Origin of the sequence: Pseudomonas sp. NY15364, from assembly GCF_048068235.1 — a bacterium.
Taxonomy (GTDB): domain Bacteria; phylum Pseudomonadota; class Gammaproteobacteria; order Pseudomonadales; family Pseudomonadaceae; genus Aquipseudomonas; species Aquipseudomonas mendocina_D.
Window position 1 is genome coordinate 1 of sequence record NZ_JBLUPX010000018.1, and the last position, 15,168, is coordinate 15,168.

12 protein-coding genes and 2 rRNA genes are annotated in these 15,168 nt (G+C 62.2%); 9 read left to right on the plus strand and 5 right to left on the minus strand.

Going from position 1 to position 15,168, the window contains the following annotated elements:
• From ACNFCJ_RS15485 to ACNFCJ_RS15505, 5 genes are all read left to right on the plus strand, one after another.
• A 23S ribosomal RNA gene (locus tag ACNFCJ_RS15485) occupies positions 1 to 208 on the plus strand; the annotation flags it as partial.
• Between the two features lie 137 nt (positions 209 to 345).
• Positions 346 to 461, plus strand: a 5S ribosomal RNA gene (rrf, locus tag ACNFCJ_RS15490).
• A gap of 283 nt (positions 462 to 744) precedes the next feature.
• Complete coding sequence (locus tag ACNFCJ_RS15495) at positions 745 to 1,404, plus strand: paraquat-inducible protein A (protein WP_416772278.1); 660 nt, start codon at positions 745 to 747, stop codon at positions 1,402 to 1,404.
• A complete protein-coding gene (locus ACNFCJ_RS15500) occupies positions 1,391 to 2,008 on the plus strand; it encodes a paraquat-inducible protein A (RefSeq protein ID WP_416772280.1) in 618 nt (205 codons plus the stop codon). Before ACNFCJ_RS15495 ends, ACNFCJ_RS15500 begins: the two co-directional genes overlap by 14 nt.
• Positions 2,001 to 4,304: an MlaD family protein gene (locus ACNFCJ_RS15505; protein WP_416772281.1), complete on the plus strand. Its 2,304-nt coding sequence runs from the start codon at positions 2,001 to 2,003 to the stop codon at positions 4,302 to 4,304. Before ACNFCJ_RS15500 ends, ACNFCJ_RS15505 begins: the two co-directional genes overlap by 8 nt.
• 139 nt (positions 4,305 to 4,443) lie before the next feature.
• On the opposite strand, the gene mksF is transcribed toward ACNFCJ_RS15505, so the two are convergent.
• The 3 genes from mksF to mksB form a co-directional block, all read right to left on the minus strand.
• Positions 4,444 to 7,275 (minus strand): Mks condensin complex protein MksF, encoded by a 2,832-nt coding sequence (mksF, locus tag ACNFCJ_RS15510; RefSeq protein ID WP_416772283.1) that lies wholly within the window; start codon positions 7,273 to 7,275, stop codon positions 4,444 to 4,446.
• Positions 7,272 to 7,964, minus strand: a complete 693-nt coding sequence (mksE, locus tag ACNFCJ_RS15515) for an Mks condensin complex protein MksE (RefSeq protein WP_416772285.1) — start codon at positions 7,962 to 7,964, stop codon at positions 7,272 to 7,274. The genes mksF and mksE overlap by 4 nt, the downstream gene beginning before the upstream one ends.
• A 158-nt stretch (positions 7,965 to 8,122) precedes the next feature.
• Positions 8,123 to 9,364 carry an Mks condensin complex protein MksB gene (gene mksB / locus ACNFCJ_RS15520; protein WP_416772287.1) on the minus strand — a complete coding sequence of 414 codons (1,242 nt, stop codon included), beginning with the start codon at positions 9,362 to 9,364 and terminating at the stop codon, positions 8,123 to 8,125.
• Positions 9,365 to 9,675: 311 nt separating this feature from the next.
• Between mksB and ACNFCJ_RS15525 the strand changes: the two genes are divergently transcribed.
• The 4 genes from ACNFCJ_RS15525 to rimI all read left to right on the plus strand — a co-directional run bounded on the left by ACNFCJ_RS15525 (position 9,676) and on the right by rimI (position 13,713).
• A complete protein-coding gene (locus tag ACNFCJ_RS15525; RefSeq protein ID WP_416772289.1) occupies positions 9,676 to 10,773 on the plus strand; it encodes a carboxynorspermidine decarboxylase in 1,098 nt (365 codons plus the stop codon).
• Between the two features lie 133 nt (positions 10,774 to 10,906).
• Positions 10,907 to 12,145, plus strand: a complete 1,239-nt coding sequence (locus tag ACNFCJ_RS15530) for a saccharopine dehydrogenase family protein (protein WP_416772290.1) — start codon at positions 10,907 to 10,909, stop codon at positions 12,143 to 12,145.
• A 153-nt stretch (positions 12,146 to 12,298) separates the two neighbouring features.
• Complete coding sequence (locus ACNFCJ_RS15535; RefSeq protein ID WP_416772292.1) at positions 12,299 to 13,075, plus strand: energy transducer TonB; 777 nt, start codon at positions 12,299 to 12,301, stop codon at positions 13,073 to 13,075.
• Positions 13,076 to 13,260: 185 nt separating this feature from the next.
• The gene (gene rimI, locus ACNFCJ_RS15540; RefSeq protein WP_021488733.1) at positions 13,261 to 13,713 is read left to right on the plus strand and encodes a ribosomal protein S18-alanine N-acetyltransferase; all 453 of its coding nucleotides are present in this window, start codon (positions 13,261 to 13,263) and stop codon (positions 13,711 to 13,713) included.
• A 28-nt stretch (positions 13,714 to 13,741) separates the two neighbouring features.
• Here rimI and ACNFCJ_RS15545 read toward each other — a convergent pair whose 3' ends face one another.
• Together ACNFCJ_RS15545 and ACNFCJ_RS15550 are read right to left on the minus strand one after the other, a co-directional pair.
• Positions 13,742 to 14,917: an NnrS family protein gene (locus ACNFCJ_RS15545; protein ID WP_416772294.1), complete on the minus strand. Its 1,176-nt coding sequence runs from the start codon at positions 14,915 to 14,917 to the stop codon at positions 13,742 to 13,744.
• On the minus strand, positions 14,904 to 15,155 hold the full coding sequence (locus tag ACNFCJ_RS15550) for a transmembrane sensor/regulator PpyR (RefSeq protein WP_416772295.1): 252 nt from the start codon (positions 15,153 to 15,155) through the stop codon (positions 14,904 to 14,906). Before ACNFCJ_RS15550 ends, ACNFCJ_RS15545 begins: the two co-directional genes overlap by 14 nt.
• Between the last annotated feature and the right edge of the window lie 13 nt (positions 15,156 to 15,168).

Below are 15,168 nucleotides of genomic sequence, written 5' to 3' on the forward strand. Positions count from 1 at the left end.
GTCACGCCAGTGGCATTGCCGGGTAGCTATGTTCGGAAAAGATAACCGCTGAAAGCATCTAAGCGGGAAACTTGCCTCAAGATGAGATCTCACTGGAGCCTTGAGCTCCCTGAAGGGCCGTCGAAGACTACGACGTTGATAGGTGGGGTGTGTAAGCGCTGTGAGGCGTTGAGCTAACCCATACTAATTGCCCGTGAGGCTTGACCATATAACACCCAAACAATCTGCCCTCAGGCAGAGGGTGTCGATGGTGAAGTCGACAGAAAGCCGAAAATTTGCGAGAGCTACAAGCCTCTATCACGTATCCAAGGGATAGCGCCTAACCGCGAGATCCCAACCGAATTGCTTGACGACCATAGAGCGTTGGAACCACCTGATCCCATCCCGAACTCAGAAGTGAAACGACGCATCGCCGATGGTAGTGTGGTGCTTCACCATGTGAGAGTAGGTCATCGTCAAGCTCCTACACGAAAGCCCTGATCAGTTTACTGATCAGGGCTTTCTCTTTTCTGCTCGAATGATGGTGTGGCTGTGAGAGTCCCGGAGTGCCGGCCACCGGAGCGCCGGCCGGATCATCGTCAAGCTCCTATATGAAACCCCAGATCGCAATCGCGGTCTGGGGTTTCTTCTTTGCGCTCGGGAAAGTTTCAAAGTGGTGCCAGCAGGCGAGCGGCTACCCTAAAGCAGGCATGTCGGCCTTTTACGGTGCTCAGGTAGAATGCGGGAATTCTGCAGGGGACTTTCATGTCTGACTCGCCGTCCGAACCCGCCTTGTCATCCTTACCGCTCGAGCAACTGGTCGCTTGTCACGAGTGCGATCTATTGATGCGCAAGCCGTTGCTGCAGGATGGCGAAAGTGCCGAATGTCCGCGTTGTGGCTACGAGCTGTTCAGCCATCGGCATCATGTGGTGCGACGCAGCATGGCATTGGTGCTGACCGCTTTACTGCTGTATGTCCCGGCGAACTTTCTGCCGATCATGCAGCTCAATCTGCTGGGCCAAATTTCGCAGGACACTGTCTGGAGTGGCGTGCTCGGTCTGTACGAGAGCGGTATGCAAGGCATCGCCGTGGTGGTGTTTCTGTGCAGCATGGCGGTGCCGCTGCTCAAGCTGCTCTGTCAGTTGCTGGTTCTGTTGAGCATCTGCCTCGACTTCGGGCGTAGCTATGGTCTTTTGCTCTACCGGATATATCACCACATGCGCGAGTGGGGAATGCTCGAGGTCTACCTGATGGGCATTCTGGTGGCGATGGTGAAGTTGATGGACCTGGCCGATCTTAGCCTGGGTCTGGGCTTGTTCTGCTTTATCGCATTGCTTCTGGTGCAGGTGTGGCTAGAGGTGACCATGTCGCCACATCAGATCTGGGAAGCGCTGTCCGGGGAGAACATTCATGCGGGCGATTGATGCAGGGCTGCTTGTCTGCCATGAGTGCCACCAGCTCAACCCGGTCGAAGACGGCGTCAGGCATCAGTACTGCAGTCGCTGCGGCGGGCAAATACATGCGCGTCGCCCCAATAGCCTGGTGCGCACCTGGGCCTTGTTGCTGACGTCGGCGATTCTCTATATCCCGGCCAACCTGCTACCGATCATGACGGTCAACAGTTTGGGCAAAGGGGCGCCAGCGACCATCATGGGCGGTGTGGTTGAGCTCGTTCACCTAGGGATGCTGCCGATCGCTGCGGTGGTGTTCATCGCCAGCATTCTGGTGCCCACGTTCAAACTGGTGGGTATTGCGCTGCTGCTGTATTCGGTGCAGCGCCATCTGCCGATGACGGCGCGCCAGCGTATTCTCATGTACCGCTTCATCGAGTGGATCGGCCGTTGGTCGATGCTCGACATCTTCGTCATCGCGATCCTGGTGGCGGTGGTGAATTTTGGCAGCCTGGCCAGTATCGCAGCTGGGGCCGGTGCCGCTGCCTTTGCCAGTGTGGTGATTCTGACCATGCTGGCTGCATTGACTTTCGACCCTCGTCTTATCTGGGATAACACGGAAACCGACCATGACTGACCTTCCTCTGGCCAAGACGCGTCCCGCTTCGAACTGGTCGGCCATCTGGGTTTTGCCTCTGATTGCGCTGCTGATCGGAGGCTGGCTGGCCTGGCGCGCCTACAGTGACGCCGGTATTCAGATCGAACTGATCTTCGCCAGCGGCGAGGGCATCCAGGCCGGCAAGACGGAGCTGATGTACAAGGGTATGGCAGTCGGTAAGGTAACGGACATCAGTCTCGATACCAGCGAGAAGAATCGGGGCGTCGTGGCCAAGCTGGAAGTGAACCAGGAGCTTGAACAGTACCTGCGCAGCGGCACGCGTTTCTGGCTGGTCAAGCCGAATGTCAGCCTTGCCGGTATCAGTGGCCTGGAGACGCTGGTTTCAGGCAACTACATCACCTTCAATCCTGGCAGTGGAGACACGACACGCAGCTTCACTGCATTGGCGCAGGAGCCGCCCATGAGTGATGACGTGCCGGGTTTGCACATCACGCTCAAGGCCGAGCGGCTGGGTTCGCTCAATCGTGACAGCCCGGTGTTTTATCGACAGATCCAGGTGGGGCAGGTCAAGAGCTACACCTTGGGTGAGGACCAGAGCACCGTGGAGGTGAAGGTCTTCATCGAACCGAAATATGCCCATCTGGTGAGAAAGCACACACGCTTCTGGAACGCCAGTGGTATCAGCGTCGATGCTGACTTGTCCGGCTTCAAATTGCGCAGCGAGTCGTTGGCCAGCATCGTCGCTGGTGGTATCGCCTTCGCCACGCCTGAACATCGCAAGGACAGCCCGCCCACCGACCCCGCGTTGCCGTTCCGCCTTTACGAGGACTACGACGAGGCCCAGGCCGGGATCAAGGTCGTGGTGACGCTGAGCGATTTCGAGGGGCTTCAGGAAGGCCGCACGCCGGTGATGTACAAGGGCATCCAGGTCGGTTCGCTGAAAACCTTGAAGGTTGATCGCGACCTCAACAGCGCTACAGCCGAGCTGACCATCAACCCATTGGCCGAGGAGTACCTAGTCGAGGGTTCGGAGTTCTGGGTAGTCAAGCCGTCCATTTCCCTGGCCGGCATCACCGGTCTCGAAGCTTTGGTCAAGGGTAACTACATCGCTGTGCGGCCGGGCGAGAAGGGTAAGCCACCAGCGCGCAATTTCGTCGCGCGCAGCAAGGCACCGCCCTTGGACCTGGGGGCGCCCGGTCTGCATCTGGTGTTGTTCACCGATCAGCTTGGTTCCATCGAGGTGGGCAGTCCGGTGCTTTACAAGCAGATCAAGGTGGGCTCGGTGCAGAGTTTCCAGTTGGCGCGTGACAACAGCCAGGTCGTGCTGGGCGTGCATATCGAGCCGGACTATGTGCACCTGGTGAATACCTCCACGCGCTTCTGGAATGCCAGCGGTATCACCCTCAAAGGCGGTCTTTCCGGTGTCGAGGTCAAGAGCGAGTCGTTGCAGACCCTGCTGTCCGGTGGTATTGCCTTCGAAACCCCTGATTTGCAGGCAGTCCGGTCGGATCGCCAGGTGCAGCGTTTCGCCCTGCATGCGGATCGCGACAGCGCCTTGCAACTGGGGCAGCAGATCAGCATCCGGGTCGCGGACGGCGATGGCCTGCAGCCCGGCACCCTGGTGCGCTACAAGGGCCTGGAGGTCGGCAAGGTAGAGAACCTTAGCCTGACCGATGATCTGCAGGCGGTGATCCTGAATGTGCGCATCACCCAGGCCGCCGAGCAGATCGCCCGCGAGGGATCGCGCTTCTGGGTGGTGAAGCCGGAGTTGAGTCTGACCCGCGCAGCGAACCTCGGCACGCTGGTCAGTGGTCAGTATCTGGAAGTCCAGCCTGCTGGGCAGAGGGGCGCGCGGCGTACCGAGTTCGTTGCCCTGGCCAGTGCGCCGAATCAGGCGGTGCGCGAGGAAGGCTTACGACTGGTGCTGAGCGCACCGCGGCGTGGTTCGATCAAACCGGGGGTGATCGTCAGCTACCGCGAGGTGCCGGTGGGCAAGGTGGTGGATTTCGAACTGGGGCCAACCTCGGATCGGGTGCTGATCCATGTGTTGATCGAGCCACGCTATGCGCCGCTGGTGCGTTCGGGCAGCCGCTTCTGGAATGCCAGCGGGATTGGTGTGGATGCCGGGTTGTTCAAGGGCGTGAAGGTGCGCACCGAGTCACTGGAGGCATTGCTCGAAGGCGGCATCGCCTTCGCTACGCCGAATAATCCGGAGATGGGCGGGCCAGCCCAGCCGGGGCAGACCTTTGCGCTGTTCGACGAGCCGCAGGAAGCCTGGATGCAATGGGCGCCGAAGATCGTGCTGGAGCAGTAAGACGATCATGGAAATGAAAGGGGCCGCAGTGAGCGGCCCCTTTCATTTTGCAGCTATAAAAGCTCGCGGCTGAAGCGGAATGCCGCCCAGCCGCTCCTACACAAGGTTGGCTGTAGGAGCGGCTTCAGCCGCGATGCGTTCAGGCCGGCTCGGCGGCTTCCTCCTGTTGAGGCGCCTGCGCCTTGGCACTTTCGCGCGGCTTGATGAACTTCCAGTCCGCCTCGTCGATATAGATGCCGTTGGGGCCGCTGCCGCCTTCCAGGTCGATGGCCACGTGGGCTGAGACCTGCGGCTTGACCGAGGCCAGGATCGGCACGAAGCCGAGCTGCAGGCTGGTCTCGATCAGCGCCTGCTGGTTGCGTTCGTCGATGTCCGCCGCCTCGTCGAGGTAGTAGGGCAGGCGGATACGCCCGGCCTGCTCGCGGTCCATCAGGTGCAGCAACAGGTACATGTTGGTCAGCGCCTTGATGGTCATGGTGGTGCCGTTGGAGGCCGCACCGTCGATGTCCGTGTGGATGACCGGCTGGCCGTGCACCTTGGTGATCTCGAAGGCCAGCTCGAACAGATCCTTCAGGCCCAGCTGGTTGCCGTTGGCCGCCACCAGGCGCGACAGGTAGTCCTTGGCTTCCTCGTTTTTGGCATCCTGCTCCGCCGATTGCGACAGGTCGAACACCGACAGGGTTTCGCCTTCCTCGTACTGGCCGGCGCTGTGGATGATCTGATCGATATGGCGCAGGGCTTCCTTGTTCGGCGCCAGGACGATGCGGAAGCTCGAGAGGTTGGAGACCTGGCGCTTGTTGATCTCGCGGTTGAACAGCGCCAACTGGTGTTCCAGGTTGTCGTAGTCGCTGCGGATATTGCGCAGGGTACGGGCGATATCGGTGACTGCCGCACGGCGCGCCTTGGCCAGGGTCAGGGCTTCGTCCTGGCGGTGGGCGTAAGCGTTGACCAGCAGTTGCAGGCGGCGCTCGACGTCGTCCTCGCTGTCGAACTTGGCCACACCTTTCAGGCGCACCTGGGCGTAGAGCGCTTCGATCTGACCGTCGATACGCTGCAGCGCCTGCCAGGTGTCCTGATAGTCGTTGAGCAGCGGCAGCAGGTTGTCCAGCGAGTCGTCCACCGGCTCCATGAACGGCGTGCCGAACGGCAGGTCGGCTGGCAGCAACTGGCGACGACGCAGGGCGTCTTCCAGGGTGCGCTCCTTGGCTTCCAGATCGGCCAGTTGACGGCCGACCAGTTGCAGCTTGGCGGACAGTTGCTGCACGCGCTCGGCGAAGGCATCGCTGGCACGCTTGAGTTCGTCCTGCGCGCCTTCCAGCTCGGCCAGGCGCTCCAACTTCTGCGGCTCTTCGGCAGTCAGGGTCTGGCTCTTGCGGAAGTCTTCCAGGGCTTTCTGCGCATCCAGCACGGCTTGGTACAGGGTTTCGGCCTGGGCCTTGCTGGCGGCGCGGTCTGCGGCGACCGACTGCTGGGTCTTGAGCTGCTTGAGCTCGCGTTCCAGACGATCCTTCTGGTCGCGCAGGGCAGCGCGGTCGGCCAGGGCCTGCAGGGCGGGGGGCTCGATATGGCTGAGGTCGATGGACAGGCCCGGCACGGCGAAGGTGTCGCCCTTGAAGCGATCCAGCACCGCTTCGACCGCCTTGACCCAGTCGTCGCCCTCGGCCTGGATGCCTTTCTCGCCGAGCGGCAGGCTGAACAGCTGGCCGTTGAACAGGCGCATCAGGCGGTCGACGTCCTGCTGGCTGAACTCCTCGCGCAGGCGCGAGTAGCTGTTGTTGTCAGCGTGGTCGAGCTGCTGCTTGACCGACTTGAGGCGTTTTTCCAGATCGCGGAGGCGCTCGTCCAGGTCTTCGCTGGAGAACTGGCGCGACTGCGCCAGGGCGCCGGCCAGTTCGTCGTGGGCGTCCTTGGCGGCGAGCAGTTGCTCTTCCAGTACCTTGGCGTTTTCCACCAGGGCGAAGCGGTTCTTCAGCACCGAAAGTTCGCCCAGCCAGCGCTGGATCTCGCTGATCTCGCGCTCCAGGCGCATCAGCTCACTGGTGCCGCCACGCTGCTCGTTCTGCAGGCCGTCCTGCTCGCTGCGGTAATGCTCGGCCTGGATCACCAGCTCTTCCTTGCGCGCATCGGCGTAGTCGTGCCAGGTGCCCAGCAGGTTGTCGAGCAGCGGCGAGAGGCGATGCAGCTTGCCGCGCAGAGTCTCGCGCTGAGTGACGCCCGAGGCCAGTGCCTCGATCAGCGGGCCGGCAGTCACCAGCGCCTGGTAGTCCTGCTCCATGCGGCGCACATCGCGAAACGCCTCTTCCGTCGCGGCGATATAGTCGACGCTGCCCGAGCGCAGGCTGTGCTCGAAGGCATCGAGGAACAGCTGCTTGAGCTTGGCGGCGGTGATCTCGCGCATGTGCAGCAGGTTGATGAACAGGGCGCGGAAGGTCTTCAGGCTCTGCTCGCTGGTCGAGCGCAGCGGGATCAGGGTCAGATCCAGCGGGATGCTGGTATGGCCGCCGACCAGCAGGCGACGCAGTTCGTCGGGCTTCAGTTCGTAGGCGGTGATGCCGGCCTGGCCGAGGTTCTTGAACAGCTCACGCTGACGCAGGCAGGTGCCGTTCTGCTGATAGTGCTCCAGATCCAGCTCGCCAGCGTAGGCGAAGAACTGGTGGCCGAAGCCGCCGCCCGGGCCGCGACCGGCCACGCCGATCACATGCGGGCCATGAGGCAGGGCGACTTCGACGAGGATGTAGCTGGTGTCGCTGGCGAAGTAGAACTTGCGCGAGGCTTCCAGGCTGTACTTGCCGAAGCTCATGTCCGACATGCGCGCCAGGATGGGGAACTGCAGGGCGTTGATCGAGGCGGATTTACCCAGGTTGTTGGCGCCGTAGACCGACAGCGGGTTTTCCAGCGGGAACAGGCCGAGACTGTAGCCGGCGGTATTCAGCAGGGCGAAGCGGCGGATGCCGTAGCGTTCCTGGCTCATGCGTCCATCTCCTGTGCGGCGCGTTCTTCGGCCATGGCGCGAGCCAGGGCGTCTTCCTCGGATTCTTCGATGTCCACGGCTTCGGTCGGATCGGCGTCGCCGTCATCGTCCAGCAGCACCGGCGCCGGCAGTGGCAGGTCGCTGCTGTGCAGGCTGGCAGCCAGGTCACGGTCGTGCTGCACCGACAGGCAGACGTCGAGGAAACGGTGCATCGGTGGCAGGAAACGGTACACGCCGTTGCTGTCCTCGGCGAAGCCGAGCTGCACTAGGCGGCGGATGATCTTGTCTTCCAGCTCCTCGAAGGTGGTGACCTCGGCCTGCAGGAACAGGTCGCGGTACTTTTCCAGCAGCGCCGGCAGCTCGTCACGGCCGATGCTGCCGCCGTCAAGTACGGAGAGCGGGTCGCGGCCCTGGTCGGCCAGGTGCTCGACCAGGATGAAGGTGAATAGCGCCAGACGCTGGGCGGTCTTGTTCACCTGCGGCGCCACCTGCTCGGGCACGAAGTAGTAGAAACCGCGCGGGTCGCAGACCAGCTCGAAGCCGAGGGCACGGAACAGCGCGCGATACTGGTCCTGCATGCTGGACAGCTGGGCGTAGCACTCCGGCTCGCTGCGCGAGATGTGGTAGCCCTTGAACAGGTCGCGGAAGGCGGCCGCGAGCTGGGTCATTTCTTTCAGATCGATGTTCATACGCAAGTCATCTGACGAATGTGGGAGCGAGCTCTGCTCGCGAAGCGTCCCGTAGTCGTTCGCGAGCAGAGCTCGCTCCTACAGGCTCGATCAAGGCAATCAACAAGGTGGAGCAAAGAAGGCGTTGGCTGCGCGCCCTGGTCCACCCTAGGTAAAAATCAGGCACTGGGGCGGCCCACCAACGCATAGGAGCTGATGCTGATTTCGTGCTCGCGGGTCAGGTAGGTCTGGCGTTCCAGGCGGTCGCGCTGGAAGCGGCCCTCGCGCGACAGGCGCGAGAACCAGTAGAGCAGCTCGTCGGTGGCGCCTTCCGGTTCCTGCTCCAGCAGCCAGGTCATCAGGTCCGGTAGTGGCAGGGCCTGTTCGCAGCGCTCGATCATTTCCCGCGCGGTTTTCGGCGCCTTGGGCGCGCCAGCCTTGCGGCTGTTGCTGGCCTTGGGGAAATGCGCCGGCTTGGCTTCGAAGCGGGCCAGGGCGTAGACGTAGGCCTCGACCTGGCTGGCGCTGCCGAGGAAGTTGCTTTGCGGACGGGTGAACAGCGGCATGGCTGCCTGCGGCACGGCGTCGATACCCTTCTTGCGGATCACCGACAGCGCCAGCGCGGCACCACGGGTCACGGCGTTGTGCCGGCGCGCTTCTTCGCGCAGTGGCAGGAGCAGTTCACGGGCCTTGCGCAGGGTCAGTTGGGCGGTGGTCTGCATTTCCAGGATGCGCGCGTGGGTGCGCAGCAGCAGGTCATCGTCGACCAGTTGGCCGAGACGCTGTTGATCGCCGAGCAGGCGCAGCAGCACCTGTTCAACGCGGCGCACGCCCTGCTCGAAGGCACCGTCGGCGGCGACCAGTTGAATCATCGGCTCGACATATTCGTCCCAGGTGGCCAGCACCTCGGCGTAGCGTTGGCGCAGGGGGATCTGCCGGTCGCTGGTCTTGGCCCGGTCGGCCACGCTGACCAGCGCCTGTTCGTCGTTGGCCAGCTTCTTTAATACGTCGCGCACGCGCATATCGAGCAGGCGCAGCTGGCGGGCCAGATCGTTGGCGTCGCGCACCTCGAAGGCATCCTGGATATAGCCGGCCAGGCGTTCCAGGTGGCGCAGGTACGCTTCGATCTCCAGGCACAGGCCGAGGCGGTGCTCGCGGCGCAGGTAGGCGAGAAAATCGTGGATCTGCGCATTGAGCTCGAAGCGGTTCGGGCTCTTGGCCACCGGCACGAGAATGTCCAAGCGAATCCAGGTGTCGAGCAGGGCAGTGGTGTCGCTGGGCGTGGCGTCGGGCAACTGCGTGGCGAGCTGGTTGCGCAGCTCCACCAGGCTCAGGGTGCCGGCGTCGAAACGCTCGCAGAGCGGTTCGAGCAACGTCCAGTGTTCGGCGAGGGCGCGCAATACGCGCTTGGGATCGATCATCGAGGCGCCGGGTCCAGGCAAGTGAAAAGGGAAGGATTGTACTGCAAGCGCGATGCCTGTTTTGAGTCCCAATCGATCAGAGGCATGGAGCAGCGATGCCGGGGACAAGCTTATCGCGACGTGACGTCATCGGGCTGTAACCAGGCTTTCATAGCCTGTCAGCCCAGGCAGGCCGAATAATGGTCATCGCCTGTTGTACAAAAAATCTCCAATGCCCTTTCGATATGCGCCGGTTATCGGCACAATTCGCGTCCACTTTTTTCCGGGTGCCTTTTGCGGTACCCATTGGCCGACCTTGCTGGGGCGACGAGATGATCCAGACGCCGTACTACCTCATCGACAAACAGAAGCTTCTGGTCAACCTGGAGAAGATCGCCTACGTGCGCGAGAACTCCGGTGCCAAGGCGCTGCTGGCGCTGAAATGCTTCGCCACCTGGTCGGTGTTCGACCTGATGCAGCAATACATGGACGGCACCACGTCGTCTTCGCTGTATGAGCTGAAACTGGGCCGCCAGAAGTTCGCTGGCGAAACCCACGCCTACAGCGTGGCCTGGGCCGACGACGAGATCGAAGAGATGGTCGCCAACTGCGACAAGATCATCTTCAACTCCATCGGCCAGCTCGAACGCTTCGCCGAGCGTACCGAAGGCACCATCCGCGGCTTGCGCGTCAACCCGCAGGTGAGCAGCTCCGACTACCTGCTGGCCGACCCGGCCCGTCCATTCAGCCGCCTCGGCGAGTGGGACCCTGCGAAGATCGAGCAGGTCATGGGGCAGATTTCCGGCTTCATGTTCCACAACAACTGCGAGAACGGCAGCTTCGAGCTGTTCGACAAGATGCTCACCACCATCGAAGAGCGTTTCGGCCACCTGATCGCTCAGGTCGAGTGGGTCAGTCTCGGTGGCGGCATCCACTTCACCGGCGAGGGTTATCCGATCGATGCCTTCTGCGCGCGCCTTAAAGCCTTCTCCGAAAAATACGGCGTGCAGGTGTATCTGGAGCCGGGCGAAGCGGCGATTACCCTGAGCGCCTCGCTGGAAGTGACCGTGCTCGACACCCTGTACAACAGCAAGCACCTGGCGGTGGTCGACAGCTCCATCGAAGCGCACATGCTTGATCTCTTGATCTACCGCCTCAACGCCAAGATGGCGCCGAATGACGGCGAACACACCTACATGGTCTGCGGCAAGAGCTGCCTGGCCGGGGATATCTTCGGCGAGTACCAGTTCGACAAGCCGCTCAAGATCGGTGATCGCCTGTCGTTCATCGACGCTGCCGGTTACACCATGGTCAAGAAGAACTGGTTTAACGGTCTGAAGATGCCGTCCATCGTGGTGAAACAACTCGACGGTAGTGTCGAGGTGGTTCGCCAGTTCGAGTTCGACGACTACCTGTCCAGCCTGTCGTGATCTTGTCGTAGGGTGGATGACGCTTTTCCCATCCACCATGGCGCATGTGTTCGGTGGACGGGGGAAGCGTCGTCCACCCTACGATTTCCAACGTAATAATCGTCCAAAACGCAGTACCCAGGAGGTGAAACAATTGAAGAAGAATGTTCTGATCATTGGTGCAGGAGGTGTTGCCAAGGTGGTGGCCCATAAGTGCGCGCAACACAATGACGAGTTAGGTCGCATTGCAATTGCGTCGCGCAACATCTCCAAATGCCAGGCCATCATCGACAGCGTGCAGGCAAAGGGCGGTCTCAAGCAGCCCGGCGAGATCAAGGCCTATGCGCTGAACGCCCTGGACGTGGAAGCGACCAAGGCACTGATCCGCGAAACCGAATCGCAGATCGTCATCAATGTCGGTTCGGCGTTCCTCAACATGTCCGTACTGCGTGCCTGTATCGACACCGGCGTCGCCTATCTGGACACCGCCATCCACGAAGATCCGAGCAAGATCTGTGAAACCCCGCCGTGGTACGGCAACTACGAGTGGAAGCACCTGGCCGAATGCCAGGACAAGGGCGTGACCGCCATCCTTGGCGTCGGCTTCGACCCGGGCGTAGTCAACTCCTATGCCGCTCTGGCGCAACAACAGTACTTCGACAAGATCGAGTCGATCGACATCCTCGACGTCAACGCCGGTTCGCACGGCAAGTACTTCGCCACCAATTTCGACCCGGAAATCAATTTCCGCGAATTCACCGGCACGGTCTACAGCTGGCAGAACAGCCAGTGGGTGAGTAACCGCATGTTCGAAGTCAAACGCACCGACGATCTGCCGGTGGTGGGCGAACAGAACCTGTACCTGACCGGCCATGACGAGGTGCACTCGCTGTCCAAGCACCTCGACGTACCGAACGTCCGCTTCTGGATGAGCTTCGGCGATCACTACATCAACGTGTTCACCGTGCTGAAGAACCTCGGCCTGCTCTCCGAGCAACCGGTCAAGACCGCCGAAGGCCTCGAAGTGGTGCCGCTCAAGGTGGTCAAGGCCGTGCTGCCGGACCCCGCCTCGCTGGCGCCGGGCTACACCGGCAAGACCTGCATCGGCGACCTGGTCAGGGGCACCAAGGATGGCCAGCCGCGCGAGCTGTTCATCTATAACGTGGCCGACCACGAAGACGCCTTCGCCGAGACCGACAGCCAGGGCATCTCCTACACCGCCGGCGTACCGCCGGTCGCCGCTGCGCTGCTGGTGGCGCGTGGCGAGTGGGATGCCAAGCGCATGGTCAACGTCGAGGAACTGCCGGCCGAGCCGTTCCTCAAGCTTCTTGATGTGATGGGCCTGCCCACCCGCATCAAGGACGAGCACGGTGATCGTCCCTGGGATCAGTAAGCCCAGGTGAACCCCAGAAGCCCCGCTGCGCAAGCTGCGGGGTTTTTGTTTTTGGGACACTTTGTTTGCCCGCAATCCCGTTGTGGCGCTTCCCGCTCCGACCATTTCACGCGACAATCCGCCCCTGTTGAAAAACCTCTCTCTGGAGCGCCTGTGATTCCCGAACAGCGCCGTCGCGCCTACCTCGACGCCATGCAGGTGGCCACCTGGCTGCCGCGTACCGAACTGCCCTTCGCGGCAGCGTCGCGTCTGGAGCTGCTTGAGTCGCAACAGGAGGAAGCGTTCGAGCCCGTGCCAGAGCCTGTTGCCGTCACTCCGGCTGCCGTGCGTGAAGCGCCGGTCGAGCGGCCGAAGATCGAAATCCCGCGACCGGGCGCACAGCCCCGTCAGGCGGCTGTCGAGCCGGTGGCGGAACCGGAGCCGGTCGAGGAAAAGCCGGCTCGGGTCAGTGCTCCGCCGCCGCGTTTTTCCCTGCAGTTGCTGCGGGCCGGCGATTGCGCCTTACTGGTGGAGCTGCCCACCGGCCAGCCTTTCCAGAGCCGCGACCCGGCCTACATCCTGCTCAAGGATTTGTTGCGCGCCGCCGGCCTGCCGGACAGTCCACAACTGCTCGGCGAGCCGGTGCGCTGGCCGCTATTGGTGCGAGGCAATATGGACCAAGGCCCGCAAGCGGCGCTGGAGTTCGTGCAGAGCTTCGTGGCTGCGCGTCTGGAAGAGCAGCCCAGCGCCTGCCTTTGGCTGGTGGGTTTACCGGCCATTCGCTTTGCAGGCGAAGGCGATGAGCACAGCTACAACCGTGAAATGCAGGTTGAAGGCCTTGGTGCCTGCTGGGCATTGCCGGGCCTGGAACTGCTGATGGAAGAACCGACGCGCAAGCGCGAGTTGTGGCAGGCCATGCGGCGTGTTCGGCAGCGCTGGCTAGCTCCGTGAAACGATCAGCTACGCGTCGGCCCTGCTGCGTTGAAAACAATCTGGAGCGCCAGCCCGGTCGAAATGCTCATGTACAAAAGTACAGTCGCCCGCGACTCCGACCGTTTCTCACTTGTTTTTGCGGGGCCGCCATCGGTATTGCATGGCTCTAGCTCGCAAGATCATAGATATTTTTGAGTATTCCAATGAGCGATGCGATTTCCTTCCGCCCGATGACCGAGGCGGATCTCGATGCCGTGCTGAAGATCGAATACGCCGCCTTCAGTCATCCGTGGACGCGCGGTATCTTCACCGACAGCCTCAAGTCCTATAACTGCTGGCTGATGTTCGAAGGTAATCAGCAGGTCGGTCACGGCGTGATCAACCTGATTCTCGACGAAGCACACCTGCTCAATATCACCGTCAAGCCGGAAAGCCAGGGCCGTGGTCTTGGCTTGCGCCTGCTCGAACACCTGATGAAAGAGGCTTACGAGTTGGGTGGACGTGAATGCTTCCTTGAAGTGCGCGCCAGCAACCAGAGTGCCTACCGCCTGTACGAGCGTTTCGGTTTCAACGAAGTCGGTCGCCGCCGCGATTACTACCCGGCAGTCGGCGGACGTGAAGATGCGCTGGTGATGGCCTGCACACTGGTCGATTGACCGTACGGTGTGCCGTGCGCACCAGGAATCACCCCGGATGCCCATCCACCCGCGCCTGGCACAGCATCGGCGCGTAATACCAGGCGAACAGGACGAAGGCCACGCCCCAGCATACGGCTGCTAGCCATAGCCAGTCGCTGCCTGCCGAGACCCGAATCAGCGCGCCTAGATTGAGTAAGCCGAAAGCCCACGACATCGCCCGGGGCGGTTGCAATGCGCGGCCGGTGTGGCCGAGGCTGACCCGCGCCATCATCGCCAGAATCAGCCCGCCCATCGCACCCACCGCCAGGGCGTGGTTGGCCGTGCTGGGTTGCGTCAACCAGCCCAGGTGCCAGGCGGCCATGCCGAGGCTGGCGACCAGCAGCCAGGCGTAGCCCAGGTGTAGCGACCACAGCAGCGGCACGCCCCAGATACCGCGCAGATGCCAGCGCCACAGGCGCAGGCCGTGCAGCACGCTCAGCAGGATGAACGGCACGGCTAACCAGGGACTCGCCTGCAGGTTATGCCCGCTGGCGAACAGGGCGGCGACCAGCACGCCGCAGACCAGCAGCAAGCGATCCAGCCGGGGATGGGCGGCGAAGGCCTCGACCCGACCCAGGCCGCGCTGGGTAAAGAAGGGAATCACCCGACCACCGATCAGGCTCAGCATGACTGCAATCAGCCACAGTGCGGCCAGTGCGCCACGGCGTTGCAGGCTATCGTCGCCGTGCACCAGGCCGGCGAGCGTGACGGACTGACACAGCGCGAGCAGGCTCAGCACCAGCAGGATCGGGTAGTTGTTGCGTTGCCGGGCGGTGATCAGCTGGCGCGCCATCTGCGCAATGAACAGCCCGGTAAAGGCCAACTGCAGCACGACCAGCAGAGCCAGCGGAACGGGGAAGAACCACACCAGGCGCGCGGCCAACCACAGCCCAAACAGTGCGACCAGAGGGCGGCCGCTGAGGCCCGGACTGCCTGTCCAGGTCTGCACGGCAGTGAGCAGGAAGCCGGCGATGATCGCCAGGCCGAAACCAAAGGGCATTTCGTGGCGATGCCAGGCCAGCATGCCACCCGGCACCGCTGGGGTGGTCAGCCCGTGCAGCGCCGCCGCCCAGAGGGCGATGGCGAGCACGGCGAACAGGGCTCCGGCGACAAAGAACGGGCGAAAGCCCAGGCGCCAGAAGGGCGCGATGGCCAGTGCCCGCTTGCGGTCAAGCAATTGCATGTGCGCATGCCTCGTCTTTCAGGCGCCCCTGAGCGATCAGACGCAGCACGTAGCCGATCTTCAGTACGCTCGGACCAATCAGTGTCAGGCTGTGGGCCAATACCAGTGTCGGCACATTCAGGTGCTTCTCCAGGCCGTAGGCTGCCATCAGCCCCACCAGCAGCAGGATCAGGCCGGTCCAGAGCAACTGGCTGGACAAGTGCAGAATCTGCAGCGGTGGAAGATTCAGTGGGTACATGGTTCACCTCCTC

Coding starts and splice junctions, on each gene's coding strand:
- ACNFCJ_RS15495 (WP_416772278.1), top strand. CDS start 745: ATGTCTGACTCGCCGTCCGAACCCGCCTTGTCATCCTTACCGCTCGAG.
- ACNFCJ_RS15500 (WP_416772280.1), top strand. CDS start 1,391: ATGCGGGCGATTGATGCAGGGCTGCTTGTCTGCCATGAGTGCCACCAG.
- ACNFCJ_RS15505 (WP_416772281.1), top strand. CDS start 2,001: ATGACTGACCTTCCTCTGGCCAAGACGCGTCCCGCTTCGAACTGGTCG.
- mksF (WP_416772283.1), bottom strand. CDS start 7,275: ATGAGCCAGGAACGCTACGGCATCCGCCGCTTCGCCCTGCTGAATACC.
- mksE (WP_416772285.1), bottom strand. CDS start 7,964: ATGAACATCGATCTGAAAGAAATGACCCAGCTCGCGGCCGCCTTCCGC.
- mksB (WP_416772287.1), bottom strand. CDS start 9,364: ATGATCGATCCCAAGCGCGTATTGCGCGCCCTCGCCGAACACTGGACG.
- ACNFCJ_RS15525 (WP_416772289.1), top strand. CDS start 9,676: ATGATCCAGACGCCGTACTACCTCATCGACAAACAGAAGCTTCTGGTC.
- rimI (WP_021488733.1), top strand. CDS start 13,261: ATGAGCGATGCGATTTCCTTCCGCCCGATGACCGAGGCGGATCTCGAT.
- ACNFCJ_RS15545 (WP_416772294.1), bottom strand. CDS start 14,917: ATGCAATTGCTTGACCGCAAGCGGGCACTGGCCATCGCGCCCTTCTGG.
- ACNFCJ_RS15550 (WP_416772295.1), bottom strand. CDS start 15,155: ATGTACCCACTGAATCTTCCACCGCTGCAGATTCTGCACTTGTCCAGC.